The 17,936-nt window shown below is 58.9% G+C and carries 15 protein-coding genes; 12 read left to right on the forward strand and 3 right to left on the reverse strand.

Annotated elements, in window-relative coordinates:
* Nucleotides 1-63 precede the first annotated feature (63 nt).
* Entirely contained in the window at nt 64-1,053 is a 990-nt protein-coding gene (locus F2P67_RS21200) for an alpha/beta hydrolase family protein (protein WP_166223257.1), read from the forward strand.
* Between the two features lie 127 nt (nt 1,054-1,180).
* On the opposite strand, the gene F2P67_RS21205 is transcribed toward F2P67_RS21200, so the two are convergent.
* The 3 genes from F2P67_RS21205 to F2P67_RS21215 are packed head-to-tail and all read right to left on the reverse strand — an operon-like array spanning nt 1,181 to nt 3,637.
* The gene (locus F2P67_RS21205; RefSeq protein ID WP_166223260.1) at nt 1,181-1,948 is read right to left on the reverse strand and encodes a TerB family tellurite resistance protein; all 768 of its coding nucleotides are present in this window, start codon (nt 1,946-1,948) and stop codon (nt 1,181-1,183) included.
* Nucleotide 1,949: 1 nt separating this feature from the next.
* Nucleotides 1,950-2,621 carry an N-acetylmuramate alpha-1-phosphate uridylyltransferase MurU gene (gene murU / locus F2P67_RS21210; RefSeq protein WP_166223263.1) on the reverse strand — a complete coding sequence of 224 codons (672 nt, stop codon included), beginning with the start codon at nt 2,619-2,621 and terminating at the stop codon, nt 1,950-1,952.
* The gene (locus tag F2P67_RS21215) at nt 2,618-3,637 is read right to left on the reverse strand and encodes an aminoglycoside phosphotransferase family protein (protein ID WP_166223266.1); all 1,020 of its coding nucleotides are present in this window, start codon (nt 3,635-3,637) and stop codon (nt 2,618-2,620) included. The genes murU and F2P67_RS21215 overlap by 4 nt, the downstream gene beginning before the upstream one ends.
* 130 nt (nt 3,638-3,767) lie before the next feature.
* On the opposite strand from F2P67_RS21215, the gene F2P67_RS21220 reads away from it, so the two are divergent.
* The 11 genes from F2P67_RS21220 (at nt 3,768) to F2P67_RS21270 (ending at nt 17,872) form a co-directional block, all read left to right on the forward strand.
* Nucleotides 3,768-6,569, forward strand: a complete 2,802-nt coding sequence (locus tag F2P67_RS21220; RefSeq protein ID WP_166223269.1) for an LPS-assembly protein LptD — start codon at nt 3,768-3,770, stop codon at nt 6,567-6,569.
* Nucleotides 6,544-7,866 carry a peptidylprolyl isomerase SurA gene (gene surA / locus F2P67_RS21225; protein WP_178120946.1) on the forward strand — a complete coding sequence of 441 codons (1,323 nt, stop codon included), beginning with the start codon at nt 6,544-6,546 and terminating at the stop codon, nt 7,864-7,866. The genes F2P67_RS21220 and surA overlap by 26 nt, the downstream gene beginning before the upstream one ends.
* Nucleotides 7,863-8,852 carry a 4-hydroxythreonine-4-phosphate dehydrogenase PdxA gene (gene pdxA / locus F2P67_RS21230; RefSeq protein WP_166223275.1) on the forward strand — a complete coding sequence of 330 codons (990 nt, stop codon included), beginning with the start codon at nt 7,863-7,865 and terminating at the stop codon, nt 8,850-8,852. Before surA ends, pdxA begins: the two co-directional genes overlap by 4 nt.
* Complete coding sequence (rsmA, locus tag F2P67_RS21235) at nt 8,849-9,667, forward strand: 16S rRNA (adenine(1518)-N(6)/adenine(1519)-N(6))-dimethyltransferase RsmA (protein ID WP_166223278.1); 819 nt, start codon at nt 8,849-8,851, stop codon at nt 9,665-9,667. Before pdxA ends, rsmA begins: the two co-directional genes overlap by 4 nt.
* Before the next feature lie 114 nt (nt 9,668-9,781).
* Complete coding sequence (gene apaG, locus F2P67_RS21240; RefSeq protein ID WP_166223281.1) at nt 9,782-10,162, forward strand: Co2+/Mg2+ efflux protein ApaG; 381 nt, start codon at nt 9,782-9,784, stop codon at nt 10,160-10,162.
* Complete coding sequence (locus F2P67_RS21245) at nt 10,162-11,043, forward strand: symmetrical bis(5'-nucleosyl)-tetraphosphatase (protein WP_166223284.1); 882 nt, start codon at nt 10,162-10,164, stop codon at nt 11,041-11,043. The genes apaG and F2P67_RS21245 overlap by 1 nt, the downstream gene beginning before the upstream one ends.
* Before the next feature lie 33 nt (nt 11,044-11,076).
* Complete coding sequence (gene glpE / locus F2P67_RS21250; protein ID WP_166223287.1) at nt 11,077-11,406, forward strand: thiosulfate sulfurtransferase GlpE; 330 nt, start codon at nt 11,077-11,079, stop codon at nt 11,404-11,406.
* Between the two features lie 298 nt (nt 11,407-11,704).
* Nucleotides 11,705-13,627: a PrkA family serine protein kinase gene (locus F2P67_RS21255; protein ID WP_166223290.1), complete on the forward strand. Its 1,923-nt coding sequence runs from the start codon at nt 11,705-11,707 to the stop codon at nt 13,625-13,627.
* Nucleotides 13,628-13,748: 121 nt separating this feature from the next.
* On the forward strand, nt 13,749-15,020 hold the full coding sequence (locus F2P67_RS21260; protein WP_166223293.1) for a YeaH/YhbH family protein: 1,272 nt from the start codon (nt 13,749-13,751) through the stop codon (nt 15,018-15,020).
* Complete coding sequence (locus F2P67_RS21265) at nt 15,017-16,579, forward strand: SpoVR family protein (RefSeq protein ID WP_166223296.1); 1,563 nt, start codon at nt 15,017-15,019, stop codon at nt 16,577-16,579. The genes F2P67_RS21260 and F2P67_RS21265 overlap by 4 nt, the downstream gene beginning before the upstream one ends.
* Before the next feature lie 63 nt (nt 16,580-16,642).
* Nucleotides 16,643-17,872: a multifunctional CCA addition/repair protein gene (locus F2P67_RS21270; RefSeq protein WP_166223299.1), complete on the forward strand. Its 1,230-nt coding sequence runs from the start codon at nt 16,643-16,645 to the stop codon at nt 17,870-17,872.
* Nucleotides 17,873-17,936 lie beyond the last annotated feature (64 nt).

The following is a 17,936-nucleotide window of genomic DNA, read 5'->3' on the forward strand; positions in this document are numbered from 1 at the left end:
ACACTGACAAATTCTGACCAACCCATTAGGCTGCCGGGATACTTTTCTGGCCTGGAATAACCAATGCCCTCTGTCTACCGCCTGGCAATGCCAGCATTGTGCCTGTCGCTGATCCTGCCTTGTGCGTTTTCCGTCAATGCGGCCGATCCGGCGCCTGCCGCCGCTGCGGAAAAACCCGCTGAAGAAAAACCGGCCGAACGCCAGCCATTGCTTGAGCGTAGTCAGGAAGAAGCGGCGGCACTGGAACGTAAAGTCCCGGCGCAAGAACAGCAACAGTTGCAGGCCGGCAGCGACAGCTTTCTCGCCCTGTGGAAACCGGCCAACACCGCCGAGCCCCAAGGCGCGGTGATCATTATTCCCGGCGCCGGCGAAACCGCTGACTGGCCGCAAGCCGTGGGTCCATTACGGCGCAAATTGCCCGACGTGGAATGGAGCAGCCTGAGTATCACCCTGCCCGATCTGCAAAGCGACGCGATCGCACCCCGCGTGATCGCAGCGCCGGCGGCACCCAAGGCGCCGGAAAGCGGCAGCAAGGATTCCACCACCGCGCAACCGATCGAACAGGCGGCTGGCGGTGAAGCGGAAGTGGCGGATCAGGTTGTCGCCGAAACCACGGAAGAACAAAGCAAAGCCGATGCCGAGCGAATCTTCGCGCGCATCGACGCCGCCATCGCTTACGCCGAACAGCAAAGCGCCCGGCACATTGTCGTACTCGGTCACGGCACCGGCGCCTATTGGGCGGCGCGCTTTCTGAGCGAGAGACAAACCGCGCAGGTCGAGAAATTCGTCATGGTCGATGCACAAACCCCGACCAAGGCCAAGCCGCCCCTGGCGGAACTGACGCCGACACTGAAATTGCCGACCGCTGATCTTTTCTACATGGACAAGGCGCTGGATCGTCAGGCGGCGCTGGAACGCATGCAAGCGAGCAAGCGCTTGAAGACGTCGGCGTTCAGCCAGGTGGCGCTCAAGGCGTTGCCGGACAACAAGGCTGAACAGGAGCAATTGTTCCGTCGCGTGCGTGGCTGGCTGAATCCGCAGAACACGGACTGACCCGAAGAACGCGTCGCCTCATGCGCGAGCAAGCCCGCTCCCACACTGGTTTTGTGTACGCCACAGATCCAGTGTGGGAGCGGGCTTGCTCGCGAAAAGGCCAGTGCAAACAACGCACCTCTAACGCTTAACGAAAATCCCGCCGCTCACGAATCAACGTGTAAGCGTTATGCAGCTCGCGGGTTTTCTCGGTCGCTTCTCGCACCTGCGCGGGTGTTGCGCCGGTCCCGGCGATCTTGTCCGGGTGATGACGACTGAGCAGACGCCGGTACGCGCGCTTTATCTGCGCCGGTTCACTGCTCGCCGACACGCCGAGCAAACGCATCGCCTCCTGATAACTCACCGCCGCACTGACGATTGGCCGTTTGCCGGGTTCATAATCACTGGCCAACGCCTGCACCTGATGCGTCGTCCAGCCCAGCCACTTGCCCCACTGCGCCAGCAATTCACGCTCACTGACGCCGGCACGGCCATCGGCCCAAACCATTCGCCAACAGGCTCGCAACACACCTTCAGCCGCGTGTGGTTGCGCACTCAGACGTCGCAGATAACCGCGCAGATTGTCGCTGCCGGACTTGCCGCGATTGAACGCGGCAATCGCCCGCCGCTGCGCCGGCTCACTCATTTCCAACGCACGCATCTCGTTACGCGCCTGCTGGATGTGCCCGTCGGTGACCCGCCCGTCGCTCTTGGCCAGACGTCCGAGTAACACGAACAACAATTCGTCGTTGCGCAGCATCGGCCGCCCGCCGAGCTTTTCCCGCAAATGTCCCCAGCTCTGCAAGTGCAGGCGCCGATCCAGCGCCTGCCCCAACAATGCCCCAAGCATGGCCCCCGGAATGCTGGCAATCGCAAAACCCGCACCGGCTCCAATCAGAGTCCCTGGCCACAACATATCAGCGACTCGCTTCTATCAAGGTTTCGGCTTCAGCCAGACGCTCATGCGTACCGACATCGACCCAATGACCTTTAAGACGCTCGCCCGTGACCTCGTCGTTCGCCATGGCTTTGCGCAGCAACGGTGCCAGTTTGAAAGCGCCGTCCGCACAGCCGTCGAACAGCTGCGGGTGCAGCACGGCGATGCCGCTGTACGTCAGTGTCGGTGCATCGGCCTGACCGTCATGCACCTGGCCGTCGGTCAGCGTGAAATCACCCGCCGGGTGATGCGCCGGGTTATCCGCCAGTACCAGATGCGCGAGACCATAGATCGGCTGATGCAAAACGCTGAAATCGTAATCGGTCCAGATGTCGCCGTTGACCACCAGAAACGCGTCGTCGCCAAGCAACGGCAGCGCACGGAAAATCCCGCCGCCGGTTTCCAGCGGCTCACCTTCCGGCGAGTACTGAATGCTCACGCCGAATTGCGAACCGTCGCCGAGGTAGTCCTCGATCTGCTGACCGAGCCATGCGTGATTGATCACGATTTCGTTGAAACCGGCCGCCGCGAGGGCACGCAGGTGATATTCAATCAGCGGTACACCGCCGGCACGCACCAGCGGTTTCGGAGTGGTCAGGGTCAGCGGGCGCATGCGCTCGCCCTTGCCTGCCGCCAGAATCATCGCCTTCATGCCGACGCTCCACCACGCAGGCTGACGAGCAGCGCTTGCAGTTCGGCCAGCTCGGGACGACGCGAAATCACCGCATCTATATAGAAGAAGAAGCGTGGCACATCCGCGAGGTAACGCGGCTTGCCGTCGCGATGACAGATGCGGGCGAAGATGCCGATGACTTTCAAGTGCCGCTGCACGCCCATCAGATCGCTGGCACGCAGGAAATCTTCGAAGTCCGGCTGCACCGGGATGTTCAGTGCCGACGCTTGTTGCCAGTATTTTTCCAGCCAGCCACGTACGCGTTCTTCAGGCCAACTGAGGAAAGCGTCCTTGAACAGGCACGTCACGTCGTAAGTCACCGGGCCGTAGACCGCGTCCTGAAAGTCCAGCACGCCGGGGTTCGGTTCGCTGAGCATCAGGTTGCGCGGCATGTAGTCGCGGTGTACCAGCACTTTCGGCTGGGCCAGGGCGCTATCGATCAGCAGATCGCTGATGTTTTGCCACTGCTGTTGTTGGATCGAATCGAATTCGACGCCCAGTTCGCGCTTCACGTACCACTCAGGGAACAGTTCCAGCTCACGACGCAGCAATGCCACGTCGTAACTTGGCAGCGGCGCCACCATCGGCAACTGCTGAAAAGCCAGCAGTGCTTGCAGGGCATCGCTGAATAAAGCGTCGGCATTTTCGCCATCGATCACGTCGAGATAGGTCTTGTTGCCCAGGTCATTGAGCAAAAGAAAACCGCGCTCGAGGTCTTCGGCATAAATTTTCGGCACATTTATTCCGGATTTCGCCAGCAAAAAGGCGATATCCACGAACGGTTTGCAGTTTTCCTGCGGGGGTGGCGCGTCCATCACGACAAAGCTGCGACCCGCCCCTTCCCAACGGAAGTAACGGCGGAAACTCGCGTCGCTGCTGGCCGCAGTCAACGTGGCCGGGGGCACGGTGCCCCAGCCCTGAGCTGCAAAAAGGATTGCCAACTGTTCATCGAGCCAAACTTTCAGGTGTTGCAAGCGTACATCTTGGTCAGGCATTGCAAGGGTCTCCGACGGCGCTAGCCGTCAAGCGGGTCATGCTTTATTATCCAGCATCTTTTTCAGACCATCGAGAGGCGTGCGGCCCACACCGCGGGCAGATGGCACGCAGGAAGCCCGGACTAATAAGATGGCATTGAAATCCCCCGCGTTTCGTAAAAAATTTCCATTGTTGGTAACCGGCAGTCTGCTGGCTATGCAACCTCTGGCCAGTCAATTCGTTGTTGCCGCCGAGCAGTATGACTGCTCCGTCTCGGCTTCGGGTGGCTGGGACTGTGCGCCCAAGACGTCGGCTGCGGCATTGCCGCCGCGTCCAGTGCATGACGGCAGTGCCGTCAGCGCCACCGGCGAAGCCCCGGCCGAGAACGGTTCGGTGGCCGAAACAGGCGCCAAGCCCGCACTGGTCACCGAATCCAAGGGCCGTGGCCTGAAATCCCGTAGCGAAGACTACAGTCACCTCGACTGGGTTCCGCGCGAGAAGCTCACCGCCGCCCAATTGGCCGAGACCGGTCCTTACTGTTCTGGTTCCTATATCGAACCGATTCGTCCTGGCATGAATGACAAGACGAATAAAAGTGACGCACCGACCTTCATCGGCGCCAAGGCGTCGCGTTATCAGCAGGATTCGCAAGTCGCGAGCCTGGCCGGTGACGTGGTCATGCGCCAGGGCAGCATGCAGGTTGAAGCCGACGAGGCGAATCTGTATCAGGCCGAGAGCCGTGGCGAACTGGCCGGCAACGTACGTATCCGTGACAACGGTGCGCTGATCGTCGGCGACCACGCCGATGTGCAGCTCGACACCGGTGAAGCCAAGGTCGACAACGCCGAATACGTGATGCACAAATCGCGCATCCGCGGTAACGCGCTGTACGCCAAGCGTGCCGAAAACGCGATCATCCGTTTGAAGGACGGCACGTACACCACGTGCGAACCGAACAGCAACGCCTGGCAGCTCAAGGGTAATAACATCACCCTGAACCCGGCCACCGGCTTCGGTACCGCGACCAACGTGACGCTGCGCGTAAAAGACATTCCGGTTCTGTACACCCCTTACATCTACTTCCCTATCGACGACCGTCGCCAGTCGGGCTTCCTGCCGCCGACCATCGGCAGCGGCAGCGATACCGGCTTCATGCTGGTCACGCCTTACTACTTCAACCTGGCGCCGAACTACGACGCCACGTTGTACCCGCGCTACATGAGCAAGCGTGGCATGTTGGTGGAAGGCGAGTTCCGTTACCTGACCAAGTCGAGTGAAGGCCAGTTCGGTGCGGCGTATCTGAACGATGACGATACCGAACGCAGCAAGCAGACCGATTACGAAAAAACCCGCTACATGTACAACTGGCAGCACAAGGGCGGTCTCGATTCCCGTGTGCTTACTCAGGTTGACTACACCAAGATCAGCGATCCGTATTACTTCCAGGATCTGCAGACCGATCAGATTGGTGTGAAATCCAGCGATTTCGTGAACCAGCAGGGTTCGGTTACTTATCGTGGTGATAACTACACCGCTCGCCTGAATGCTCAGCAGTACCAGTTGGCTACCGTTTCGAACATCACGCCGTATGGCCGTCTGCCGCAGATCACCTTCAATGGTCAGCTGCCGTATCATCCGGAAGGTTTGAACTTCGATTACGAGACCGAGATCGTGCGGTTTGATCGTGATCTGAAAACCGGGACATTTACCCAGGAAGACGGCGTTACTACAGAGTCTCGTCTGGACAACAACATTCAAGGCCTGGCTCGTGCCAACGGCGACCGTCTGAACCTCAAACCGGGTGTCAGCCTGCCGATGAACTGGACTTATGGTTTCCTGAAACCATCGCTCAAGTATCAGTACACCCAGTATCAACTGGATCTGGACGGCACCGGCAAGTCGCAGATTGACGCGATGACGGCCGAGCAACAGAAGCTCAACGGCACTTTTGACACGAACCAGAACCGCGGCGTACCTATTGCGAGCATCGACGGTGGCCTGTACTTCGACCGCAACACGTCGTACTTCGGCAAAAATTATCGTCAGACCCTGGAACCACGCCTGTTCTATCTCTACGTACCTGAGAAAGACCAGTCCGACATTCCGGTATTCGACACCAGCGAATACACCTTCAACTACGCCTCGCTGTTCCGTGACAACCGCTTCTCTGGCTCCGACCGTGTCGGTGACGAGAACAAACTGTCGCTGGGCGTGACCAGCCGCTGGATCGAAGACGACGGTTTCGAACGTCAACGTATCAGCGTCGGTCAGGCGCTGTACTTCAAGGATCGTGAAGTCCAGCTGCCTGGCATCGATGCGAAAACCCGTGATGACGCGAAATCCAACGTTTCGCCATACGCACTGGAATACGAATATCGCTGGAACCGCGATTGGCGCACCACGGCCGACTACAACTGGGATCCGGACAGCCGCAGCCCGCGTTCCGGCAGTGCGATGTTCCACTACCAGCCTGAAGACAACCCGAACAAGGTTATCAACGCCGGTTATCGCTATCGCAATGACCAGGTTCGTTACGACCAGAACACCGGTAAATGGTCGGTGGGTGGTGGCGACTACGGCACGCCAGGCCAGCCTGGCTACGTGAAGGACTACTACAAGATCCAGCAGCATGACTTCTCGGTCATCTGGCCGATTGTTCCGCAGTGGAACGCGATCAGCCGCTGGCAGTACGACTACAACCGTAACCGTACCCTGGAAGCCTTCGGTGGTTTCGAGTACGACAACTGCTGCTGGAAACTGCGCCTGATCAACCGTTACTGGGTTTCCTACGACGAGTTCAGTCAGGAAGCTCCGCAAAACGAAAAAGGCGACCATGGCGTCTTCCTCCAAATTGTTCTGAAGGGACTCGGTGGCCTTACTGGCGCCAAGGTAGAGAGCTTCCTCGACAAAGGCATTCAAGGTTATCGTGAACGTGAAGACCAAGCTTTCTGATTGTCTGCGCCCGCTAGTGCTGGGCGCGCTGTTCCTGGGTACTGCGGCCAACGCCGCGGTACAGTCCATCGATAAAGTGGTAGCGATCGTCGACAACGACGTGGTCATGCAAAGCCAACTGGACCAGCGTGTCCATGAAGTTCAGCAAACCATTGCCAAGCGCGGCGGCGGTTTGCCGCCTCCGGGCGTGCTGGATCAACAGGTGCTCGAGCGCCTGATCGTCGAAAACCTGCAACTGCAGATCGGCGAACGTTCCGGCATCCGCATCACTGATGAAGAACTGAACCAGGCTGTCGGCACCATTGCCCAGCGCAACAACATGACGGTTGACCAGTTCCGCGCCGCTCTGGCTCACGACGGCCTGTCCTACGACGACGCCCGTGACCAGATCCGTCGCGAGATGATCATCAGCCGTGTGCGTCAGCGCCGTGTAGCCGAACGTATTCAGGTGTCCGAGCAGGAAGTGAAAAACTTCCTCGCCTCCGATCTGGGCAAGATGCAACTGTCCGAAGAACTGCACTTGGCCAACATCCTGATTCCGACCCCTGAAAGCGCCAACTCCGAAGCGATTCAGAGCGCGGCCCGTCAGGCGATGGAGGTTTACCAGCAGCTCAAGCAAGGCGCTGACTTCGGTCAGATGGCCGTGGCCAAATCCGCCAGCGACAACGCACTGGAAGGCGGCGATATGGGCTGGCGTAAAGCCGCGCAACTGCCACCGCCGTTCGACCGCGAACTGAGCAGCATGGCCGTCGGCGACATCACTCAGCCTGCACGCACCCCGGGCGGTTTCATCATCCTGAAACTGCTGGAAAAACGCGGCGGTGGAAGCCAGATGCGCGACGAAGTGCATGTGCGTCACATTCTGGTCAAGCCAAGCCCGGTTCGCGACGAAGCCAAGACCAAAGAACTGGTTCAGTCGCTCTACAACCGCATCGAAGCCGGCGAAGACTTTGCCGAACTGGCCAAGAAATACTCGGAAGACCCGGGTTCCGCCCTTAACGGTGGCGACCTGAACTGGATCGACCCGAGCGTACTGGTTCCGGAATTCCGCGCAGTGATGGCCAAGACCCCACAAGGTCAGCTGTCCAAGCCGTTCCAGACCCAATACGGCTGGCATGTTCTGGAAGTCCTTGGCCGTCGCGCCACCGACAGCACCGAACAGGCCCGCGAGCAGCAGGCCATGACCGTATTGCGTAACCGCAAATACGACGAAGAGCTGCAAACCTGGCTGCGTCAGATCCGTGACGAAGCGTACGTAGAGATCAAACTCCCTGGTGCAGACCAGGCAGCGCAGTGAAACCCAAGCGTTTCGCGCTGACACCCGGCGAACCAGCCGGCATCGGTCCCGACCTGTGCCTGCTGCTCGCCTCGCAAGCCCAGCCACATCCCCTGATTGCCATCACCAGCAGCGACCTGCTCCTTGAGCGGGCCGCGCAACTGGGGCTGGCCGTCAATCTGCTGGAGGTCGGGCCAGATCACTGGCCGGATGTTCCGGCGCCGGCCGACAGCCTGTACGTCTGGGATACTCCGCTCAGCGCCCCGGTGGTCGCCGGACAACTGGACAAGGCCAACGCCGCGTTCGTCCTCAAGACCCTGACCCGCGCCGGTAACGGCTGCCTGAACGGCGACTTCGCCGGGATGATCACCGCGCCCGTGCACAAGGGCGTGATCAACGAGTCTGGCATCGCGTTCTCCGGGCACACGGAATTTCTGGCCGACCTGACGCATACCGCACAAGTGGTGATGATGCTTGCCACGCGCGGCTTGCGCGTGGCACTGGTCACCACTCACCTGCCCCTGCGCGAGATTGCCGATGCAATCACGCCGGAGCGGCTGGAGCGGGTTACGCGGATCCTGCACGCTGATCTGCAGAACAAATTCGGCATCGCCCGGCCACGCATCCTGGTGTGCGGGCTCAACCCGCACGCCGGTGAAGGCGGACACCTGGGCCATGAAGAAATCGACATCATTGAACCGACATTAGAGCGCCTGCGCGGCGAGGGCATGGACCTTCGTGGCCCGCTGCCTGCCGACACTCTGTTTACCCCCAAATATCTGGAGCACTGCGACGCAGTGCTGGCGATGTACCACGACCAGGGCTTGCCTGTGCTTAAGTACAAAGGCTTCGGCGCTGCCGTCAACGTGACCCTGGGCTTGCCGATCATCCGCACATCGGTCGACCACGGCACTGCCCTGGATCTGGCCGGCAGCGGCAAGATCGACACCGGCAGCCTGCAAGTCGCCCTGGAAACCGCCTACCAGATGGCCGAGACCCGTTTATGACCGAGCAATACCAACACAAGGCGCGCAAACGCTTTGGCCAGAACTTCCTGCACGATGCCGGCGTTATCGACCGCATCCTGCGCTCCATCAGTGCCAAGTCTGAAGATCGCCTGCTGGAAATCGGCCCGGGCCAGGGCGCACTGACCGCCGGCCTGCTCAATTCCGGTGCGCAACTGGACGTGGTGGAACTGGACAAGGATCTGATCCCGATCCTCAACCAGCAGTTTGCCGGCAAGAGCAATTTCAACCTGCACCAGGGCGACGCGCTGAAGTTTGACTTCAACACGCTCAACGCCGCACCCAACAGCCTGCGCGTTGTCGGTAATCTGCCGTACAACATCTCCACGCCGCTGATTTTTCACCTGCTGAACAACGCCGGCATCATTCGCGACATGCACTTCATGCTGCAGAAAGAAGTGGTCGAGCGTCTGGCCGCTGGCCCCGGCGGTGGCGACTGGGGTCGTTTGTCGATCATGGTTCAGTACCATTGCCGCGTGGAACATCTGTTCAACGTCGGGCCGGGTGCGTTCAACCCGCCACCGAAAGTCGACTCCGCCATCGTCCGTCTGGTGCCGCACGCGGTATTGCCGCACCCGGCCAAGGATCACAAGTTGCTGGAGCGCGTTGTGCGCGAAGCGTTCAACCAACGCCGCAAAACCCTGCGCAACACCCTCAAACAATTGCTCAGCAACGCAGAAATCGAAGCCGCCGGCGTAGATGGCAGCCTGCGTCCCGAGCAACTGGATCTGGCAGCATTCGTACGTCTGGCCGACCAGCTTGCCGTACAAGTCCCGGCAACCCCCGCCGCCGACTGACAAACGATGAACGCTATCGGGCAGGACGCCACTCTGGTTTACTGCCCGATACTTGCCTAGACTGATTCCCCATCAGCTACGCCTCGCGTTCCGCTTCGTTTAAGGCCCTTTTGCATGTCCGATCCTCGTTATCAGGTCGATGTCAGCGTCGTTACCCACTATCTGGCAGACCAATCGCAACCCGAGCACGACCGCTTCGCCTTCGCCTACACCATCACCGTGCAGAACAATGGCGAGCAATCCGCACGCCTGATGTCGCGCCATTGGGTGATCACCGACGGTGACGGCCATGTCGAAGAAGTACGCGGCGCGGGTGTCGTCGGCCAGCAACCGCTGATCGATGCAGGCAAAAGCCACACCTACAGCAGCGGCACAGTCATGACCACCAAGGTTGGCACCATGCAAGGCACTTACGAGATGGTCGCCACCGACGGCAAACATTTCGACGCGATCATCAAACCCTTCCGCCTCGCCGTCCCCGGAGCCCTGCACTGATGGCGACGTATGCCGTCGGCGACCTGCAGGGCTGCCTTGATCCACTGAAGTGCCTGCTCAAGCAGGTAGCGTTCGATCCGGCGCTCGACCGGCTGTGGCTGGTTGGTGATCTGGTCAACCGTGGCCCACAGTCACTGGAAACCCTGCGTTTTCTGTATGGCATTCGTGAATCGCTGGTCTGCGTGCTGGGCAATCACGACCTGCACTTGTTGGCGGCCGCGAAAAAAATCGAGCGTCTGAAGAAATCCGACACCCTGCGCGAAATTATCGAAGCCCCGGACGGCCCCGTGCTGATGGAGTGGCTGCGTCAGCAGAAACTGATGCACTACGACGAGGTGCGTGATGTCGCCATGGCTCACGCAGGCATTCCGCCGCAATGGTCGCTGCGCCGTGCCCTGAAGTGTGCCGCTGAAGTCGAAACCGCCCTGCGCGACGACAATCTGTTTCCTGCCTACCTCGACGGCATGTACGGCAATGAACCGGCGAAATGGGACAACGACCTCAAAGGCGTCACCCGCCTGCGCGTCATCACCAACTATTTCACACGCATGCGCTTCTGCACCGCCGAAGGCAAGCTCGACCTCAAGAGCAAGGAAGGCCTCGACACCGCCCCGCCCGGCTACAAACCGTGGTTCCAGCACAAGGAACGCAAGACCAAAGGCCTGCGAATCATCTTTGGCCACTGGGCGGCGCTGGAAGGCAATATCCATGAGCCGGGTATTTCTGCGCTGGACACCGGTTGTGTCTGGGGTGGCAGCCTGACCCTGATGAACGTCGACAGCGGCGAACGCCTGTCGTGCAAATGCGATGAACATGGCGGCCTCGCCCTAACCGTCGCACCACTTATCCCCGAAACTTCGCCAGTCAGCGCCCCGCGTTAGACTGCGCATTCAGCCGAGCAACAGGAACACGCCATGAGCGAATTCAAACGAATCCCCCCGGAGCAGGCCCAGGCCCTGCGTGAGCAAGGTGCTGTCGTGGTCGACGTTCGCGACCCGGCCACTTTCGCCGCCCTGCACATCAGCGGCTCGAAGCACCTGGACAACCACTCCCTGCACGCTTTCATTCAGGGTGCCGACCTTGACGCACCGACCGTGGTGGTCTGCTACCACGGCAACTCCAGTCAGGGGGCGGCTGCTTACCTGATCAGTCAGGGCTTCTCCGACGTCTACAGCATGGACGGTGGTTTCGAGCTGTGGCGTACGACTTATCCTGCGGAAACGGCGCAAGACACCTCCGAATAATTTTTTTGTAACCTGCAGACCCCCGGCTGCCGTGGGCCTGCGCGGTGGCAGACGAACGGTCTGCCACAACTAATTACGTATCTCGCCTTTACCTCCTGAATTCCCAACTATCCTTAAGCCCAGGCCATCCAAAACAGGGGAGAGCCGGTACACCGGCGCACGGGTCATCGGGAGTGACTTTCAAGGTTGTCGACCTCGAAAGTGTTCTGGGGGGTAAACATCAGCTGCCAACGCGGCTGCATGCCAGCATCGACTGAGTGACCCGGCGTCGGCTCCACGTATCGAGCGAGGTGACGTCATGAGTATCTTTAGCCACTTCCAACAACGCTTTGAATCCACACGCCAGGAAGAATTCTCCCTGCAGGAGTATCTGGAACTGTGCAAAAAGGATCGCAGCGCCTACGTTTCCGCCGCCGAGCGTCTGTTAATGGCTATCGGCGAACCGGAGCTGCTCGACACCTCGACCAATTCGAGGCTGTCACGCATCTTCTCCAACAAGGTGATCCGTCGCTATCCGGCCTTTGAAGACTTCCACGGGATGGAAGAATGCATCGACCAGATCGTTTCGTATTTCCGCCATGCCGCCCAGGGCCTGGAAGAGAAGAAACAGATCCTCTACCTGCTCGGCCCTGTCGGTGGCGGTAAATCGTCCTTGGCCGAGAAGCTGAAACAACTGATGGAAAAAGTGCCCTTCTACGCGATCAAGGGCTCGCCGGTTTTCGAGTCGCCTCTGGGCTTGTTCAACGCCACCGAAGATGGCGCGATCCTCGAAGAAGACTTCGGCATTCCACGGCGCTACCTGAACACCATCATGTCGCCATGGGCGACCAAACGCCTGGCCGAATTCGGCGGCGACATCAGCCAGTTCCGCGTGGTCAAACTGTACCCGTCGATTCTCAACCAGATCGCCGTGGCCAAGACCGAACCGGGTGACGAAAACAACCAGGACATTTCCGCCCTGGTCGGCAAGGTCGACATCCGCAAACTCGAGGAATACCCACAAAACGACGCCGACGCCTACAGCTACTCCGGTGCGCTGTGCCGGGCCAACCAGGGTCTGATGGAGTTCGTCGAAATGTTCAAGGCACCGATCAAGGTGCTGCACCCGTTGCTGACCGCCACTCAGGAAGGCAACTACAACAGTACCGAAGGTCTCGGCGCGATTCCGTTCACCGGGATCCTGCTCGCCCACTCCAACGAATCTGAGTGGCACACCTTCCGCAACAACAAGAACAACGAAGCCTTCATCGACCGGATCTACATCGTCAAAGTGCCGTACTGCCTGCGAGTCAGCGACGAAGTGAAGATCTATGACAAGTTGCTGTTCAACAGCTCTTTGGCCAAGGCCCATTGCGCGCCGGACACCTTGAAGATGCTCGCGCAGTTCACCGTGCTGTCGCGCCTCAAGGAGCCGGAAAACTCCAACATCTATTCGAAGATGCGCGTCTACGACGGCGAAAACCTCAAGGACACCGATCCGAAAGCCAAGTCGATCCAGGAATATCGCGACTCGGCAGGCGTCGATGAGGGTATGAACGGTCTGTCGACCCGGTTCGCGTTCAAGATCCTGTCTAAGGTCTTCAACTTCGACCCGCATGAAATCGCCGCCAACCCGGTGCACCTGCTCTACGTGCTGGAACAGCAGATCGAACAGGAACAGTTCCAGGCCGAAACCCGCGAGCGCTATCTGCGTTACCTGAAGGAATACCTGGCACCGCGTTATATCGAATTCATCGGCAAGGAGATCCAGACCGCCTACCTCGAGTCTTACAGCGAGTACGGCCAGAACATCTTCGACCGCTACGTGCTGTATGCGGACTTCTGGATTCAGGATCAGGAATACCGCGATCCGGAAACCGGCGAGATCCTCAATCGCGTAGCCCTGAACGAAGAGCTGGAAAAAATCGAGAAACCGGCCGGCATCAGCAATCCGAAAGATTTCCGCAACGAGATCGTCAACTTCGTACTGCGCGCCCGAGCCAACAACAACGGCAAGAACCCGACCTGGCTCAGCTACGAAAAACTGCGGGTGGTCATCGAGAAGAAAATGTTCTCGAACACCGAGGATCTGCTGCCTGTCATCAGTTTCAACGCCAAGGCCAGCAAAGAGGATCAACAGAAACACAACGACTTCGTTACACGAATGGTCGAGCGCGGCTACACCGACAAACAGGTACGGCTTCTTTCCGAATGGTACCTACGGGTCCGGAAGTCGCAGTGAAGCAGCTGCAAGCTTCTAGCTACAAGCTGCAAGAACAAAGCGCGTAACCCACAGATGCCCGGGAGACTGCTTTTACTTGCAGCTTGAGGCTCACAACTTGAAGCTGCCCGGAGGGCTTCCCATGAGTTATGTGATCGACCGACGTCTCAATGGCAAGAACAAGAGCACGGTGAACCGTCAGCGCTTCCTGCGGCGTTACCGTGACCACATCAAGAAGGCTGTCGAAGAGGCGGTCAGTCGTCGTTCCATTACCGATATGGAGCACGGCGAACAGATCAGCATTCCCGGTCGCGATATCGACGAGCCGGTGCTGCACCACGGTCGTGGCGGCAAGCAGACCGTGGTTCATCCCGGCAACAAGGAATTTACCGCGGGCGAACACATCGCCCGACCACCGGGAGGCGGCGGCGGACGCGGGCCTGGCAAGGCCGGCAATTCCGGCGAGGGTATGGACGAATTTGTCTTCCAGATCACTCAGGAAGAGTTTCTCGAGTTCATGTTCGAAGACCTTGAACTGCCGAACCTGGTCAAACGCAACCTCAGCGGCACCGACACCTTCAAAACCGTACGAGCGGGAATCAGCAACGAAGGCAATCCGTCACGGATCAACATCATCCGCACCCTGCGCTCGGCGCATGCACGGCGTATCGCTTTGTCCGGTAGCAGTCGGGCAAAACTGCGCGAAGTCAAAGAGGAGCTGGCACGACTCAAACGCGAAGAGCCGGACAACTTCGGCGACATTCAGGAACTCGAGGCCGAAATTGAAAAACTCAGCGCGCGCATCCATCGCGTGCCGTTTCTCGACACCTTCGACCTGAAGTACAACTTGCTGATCAAGCAGCCAAATCCAAGTTCGAAAGCCGTGATGTTCTGCCTGATGGACGTTTCCGGCTCGATGACTCAAGCGACCAAGGATATCGCCAAGCGATTTTTCATCCTGTTGTACCTGTTCCTGAAGCGCAACTACGACAAGATTGACGTGGTGTTCATCCGCCACCACACCAGTGCCCGCGAAGTAGACGAGGAGGAATTTTTCTATTCCCGCGAAACCGGCGGCACCATTGTCTCCAGCGCCCTGAAACTGATGCAGGAAATCATGGCCGAGCGCTATCCGAGCAACGAGTGGAACATCTATGCGGCGCAGGCTTCCGACGGTGACAACTGGAACGACGACTCGCCGATCTGCCGCGATATTCTGATCAATCAGATCATGCCGTTTGTGCAGTACTACACTTATGTGGAGATCACCCCGCGCGAACACCAGGCTCTCTGGTACGAATACGAGCGCATCGCCGAAGCCTTTTCCGACACGTTTGCCCAGCAGCAACTGGTCTCGGCCGGGGATATCTATCCGGTCTTCCGTGAACTCTTCCAGCGCAGGTTAGTGACATGACCGCCAAAGAGCAGAAGCGCCAACCCATTTCCACCGGCTCCGAATGGACGTTCGAGCTGATCCAGACCTACGACCGCGAAATCGCCCGTATCGCGGCCGGCTATGCGCTGGACACCTACCCCAACCAGATCGAGGTGATCACTGCCGAGCAAATGATGGATGCATACGCCTCGGTGGGCATGCCGCTGGGTTATCACCACTGGTCCTACGGCAAGCACTTCCTCAGCACTGAAAAATCCTACAGTCGCGGGCAGATGGGCCTGGCCTACGAGATCGTGATCAACTCCGACCCCTGCATCGCCTATCTGATGGAAGAAAACACCATCTGCATGCAGGCGCTGGTGGTGGCGCATGCGTGCTACGGCCACAACAGCTTCTTCAAGGGCAATTACCTGTTCCGCACCTGGACCGACGCCAGTTCAATCATCGATTACCTGGTGTTCGCCAAGCAGTACATCATGCAATGCGAGGAACGCCACGGCATCGATGCGGTGGAGGACTTGCTCGACTCTTGCCACGCACTGATGAACTACGGCGTCGACCGCTACAAACGTCCGTACCCGATATCCGCTGAAGAAGAGCGCCGGCGGCAGAAGGATCGTGAAGAACACATGCAGAAGCAGATCAACGATCTGTGGCGCACCATTCCCAAAGGCGCGGACAAGTACAGCGACAAGGACAACGCACGCTTCCCGGCCGAACCGCAGGAAAACATCCTCTACTTCATCGAGAAACACGCGCCGCTGCTGGAACCCTGGCAGCGCGAGATCGTGCGGATCGTGCGCAAGATCGCCCAGTATTTTTATCCACAGCGCCAAACCCAGGTGATGAACGAAGGATGGGCAACGTTCTGGCACTACACGTTGATGAATGACCTGTACGACGAAGGGCTGGTGACTGACGGCTTCATGATGGAATTTCTCACGTCGCACACCAGCGTGGTGTTCCAGCCTGGTTTTGATAGCCCTTACTACAGCGGAATCAACCCCTACGCACTGGGCTTTGCGATGTACCGCGACATCCGTCGCATGTGTGAAGACCCTACGGAAGAAGACCGCCGCTGGTTCCCGGAGCTCGCCGGTAGCGACTGGCTGTCGTCCATCAAGTTCGCCATGAGCAGCTTCAAGGATGAGAGTTTCATCCTGCAGTACCTGTCACCCAAAGTGATCCGCGATCTGAAGCTCTTCAGTATCCTCGATGACGATCAGAAAGATGACCTGCTGGTGCCGGCAATCCACGATGAGACCGGCTACCGAATCATCCGAGAAACCCTGGCTGCGCAGTACAACCTCGGCAATCGTGAGCCGAATGTGCAGATTTACAGCATCGACCGGCGCGGTGACCGCTCACTGACCTTGCGTCACCAGCAACATGACCGCAAACCGCTGGGCGACTCTACTGACGAGGTGCTCAAACACCTGCATCGTCTGTGGGGCTTCGACATTCATCTGGAAACCCTGCAGGGCGACCAGATCATGAAAACCCATCATGTTCCGCCACGCAGTGAACACAGCGAAGGGGATTACGGCCGGCTCGACCTCGCCGTCATTCATCTTTGATCCGCTTGTGGCCTCCGTAAGTCTGACGCAGGAGTTATCCTGTCGGGCTAACGGAGGTTTTTTATGCAGATTTTCAAGGTTGGCGGTGCGGTACGTGATCGTTTGCTGGGCAAACCGGTCACTGATATCGATTGGGTCGTTGTCGGTGCCACCACCGAAGAAATGCTCGCGCAGGGTTATCGTCCGGTCGGCGCAGATTTTCCGGTGTTTCTTCACCCCAAAAGTGGCGAGGAATACGCCCTCGCCCGCACCGAACGCAAAAGCGGTCGCGGCTATGGCGGTTTCACCTTTCACGCCAGCCCCGAAGTCACGCTCGAAGAAGACCTGATCCGCCGCGACCTGACCATCAACGCCATGGCCGAGGACGATCAGCAGAATCTGACCGATCCATATCACGGCCAACGCGATCTCGAAGAGCGGATTCTGCGCCACGTTTCCCCCGCGTTTGCCGAAGATCCGCTCAGGGTTCTGCGTGTTGCGCGCTTTGCTGCCCGCTACGCGGAACTCGACTTCAAGGTGGCGCCCGAGACACTGGAGCTGATGCGTCAGCTCAGCGAATCGGGTGAACTGGAAGCCCTTACGGCCGAACGCAGCTGGAAAGAGATTTCCCGTGCACTGATGGAAGATCAGCCCCAGATGTTCATTCAGGTGCTGCGCGATTGCGGCGCCTTGAAGGTGCTGATGCCAGAGGTCGATGCCTTGTTCGGCGTGCCGCAACCGGAAGCCCATCACCCGGAAATCGACAGCGGCATCCACACCTTGAGCGTGCTGGAGCAGTCAGCGCTGCACAAACAGCCACTGACCGTGCGCTGGGCGTGCCTGCTGCACGACCTCGGCAAAGGCCTGACGCCGGAGGAAGAATGGCCTCGGCACATCGCCCATGAGCATAAAGGCCTGAAGTTGATCAAAGCGGTCAACGAACGCTTCAAGGCACCGAAGGACTGTCAGGAGCTGGCACTGTTGGTTGGCCAATATCACACGCACGGGCACCGCGCGCTTGAGCTGAAGGCTTCAACGTTGCTGGAGTTATTGCAGAGCTTTGATGTGTATCGCCGTCCGCAGCGCTTTGAAGAATTCATTGCGGCTTGCGAAATGGATGCGCGAGGACGCAAAGGACTGGAGCAGAGAAGTTATCCACAGGCGGAATATTTGCGCGGTGCGGCCAAGGCAGCACGGGAAGTCGCGGTACAGCCGTTGCTGGAGCAGGGATTCAAGGGGCCGGAGTTGGGCGAGGCGCTCAAGCGCGAGCGGCTTAAGGCACTCGAGACTTACAAAGAGGCTTGCGCCTCTTGAAAAGCTTCGCGAGCAAGCTCGCTCCCACATTGGAATGCACTCCCCTGTGGGAGCGGGCTTGCTC

The sequence above is a fragment of the Pseudomonas atagonensis genome (assembly GCF_011369485.1).
GTDB classification, from domain to species: domain Bacteria; phylum Pseudomonadota; class Gammaproteobacteria; order Pseudomonadales; family Pseudomonadaceae; genus Aquipseudomonas; species Aquipseudomonas atagonensis.

Bases quoted from the DNA above. Each gene is read 5' to 3' on its own strand.
- F2P67_RS21265 (WP_166223296.1), top strand. From the start codon at position 15,017: ATGACCGCCAAAGAGCAGAAGCGCCAACCCATTTCCACCGGCTCCGAA.
- glpE (WP_166223287.1), top strand. From the start codon at position 11,077: ATGAGCGAATTCAAACGAATCCCCCCGGAGCAGGCCCAGGCCCTGCGT.
- F2P67_RS21220 (WP_166223269.1), top strand. From the start codon at position 3,768: ATGGCATTGAAATCCCCCGCGTTTCGTAAAAAATTTCCATTGTTGGTA.
- rsmA (WP_166223278.1), top strand. From the start codon at position 8,849: ATGACCGAGCAATACCAACACAAGGCGCGCAAACGCTTTGGCCAGAAC.
- F2P67_RS21215 (WP_166223266.1), bottom strand. From the start codon at position 3,637: ATGCCTGACCAAGATGTACGCTTGCAACACCTGAAAGTTTGGCTCGAT.
- F2P67_RS21200 (WP_166223257.1), top strand. From the start codon at position 64: ATGCCCTCTGTCTACCGCCTGGCAATGCCAGCATTGTGCCTGTCGCTG.
- F2P67_RS21245 (WP_166223284.1), top strand. From the start codon at position 10,162: ATGGCGACGTATGCCGTCGGCGACCTGCAGGGCTGCCTTGATCCACTG.
- F2P67_RS21270 (WP_166223299.1), top strand. From the start codon at position 16,643: ATGCAGATTTTCAAGGTTGGCGGTGCGGTACGTGATCGTTTGCTGGGC.
- murU (WP_166223263.1), bottom strand. From the start codon at position 2,621: ATGAAGGCGATGATTCTGGCGGCAGGCAAGGGCGAGCGCATGCGCCCG.
- F2P67_RS21260 (WP_166223293.1), top strand. From the start codon at position 13,749: ATGAGTTATGTGATCGACCGACGTCTCAATGGCAAGAACAAGAGCACG.
- apaG (WP_166223281.1), top strand. From the start codon at position 9,782: ATGTCCGATCCTCGTTATCAGGTCGATGTCAGCGTCGTTACCCACTAT.
- F2P67_RS21255 (WP_166223290.1), top strand. From the start codon at position 11,705: ATGAGTATCTTTAGCCACTTCCAACAACGCTTTGAATCCACACGCCAG.
- F2P67_RS21205 (WP_166223260.1), bottom strand. From the start codon at position 1,948: ATGTTGTGGCCAGGGACTCTGATTGGAGCCGGTGCGGGTTTTGCGATT.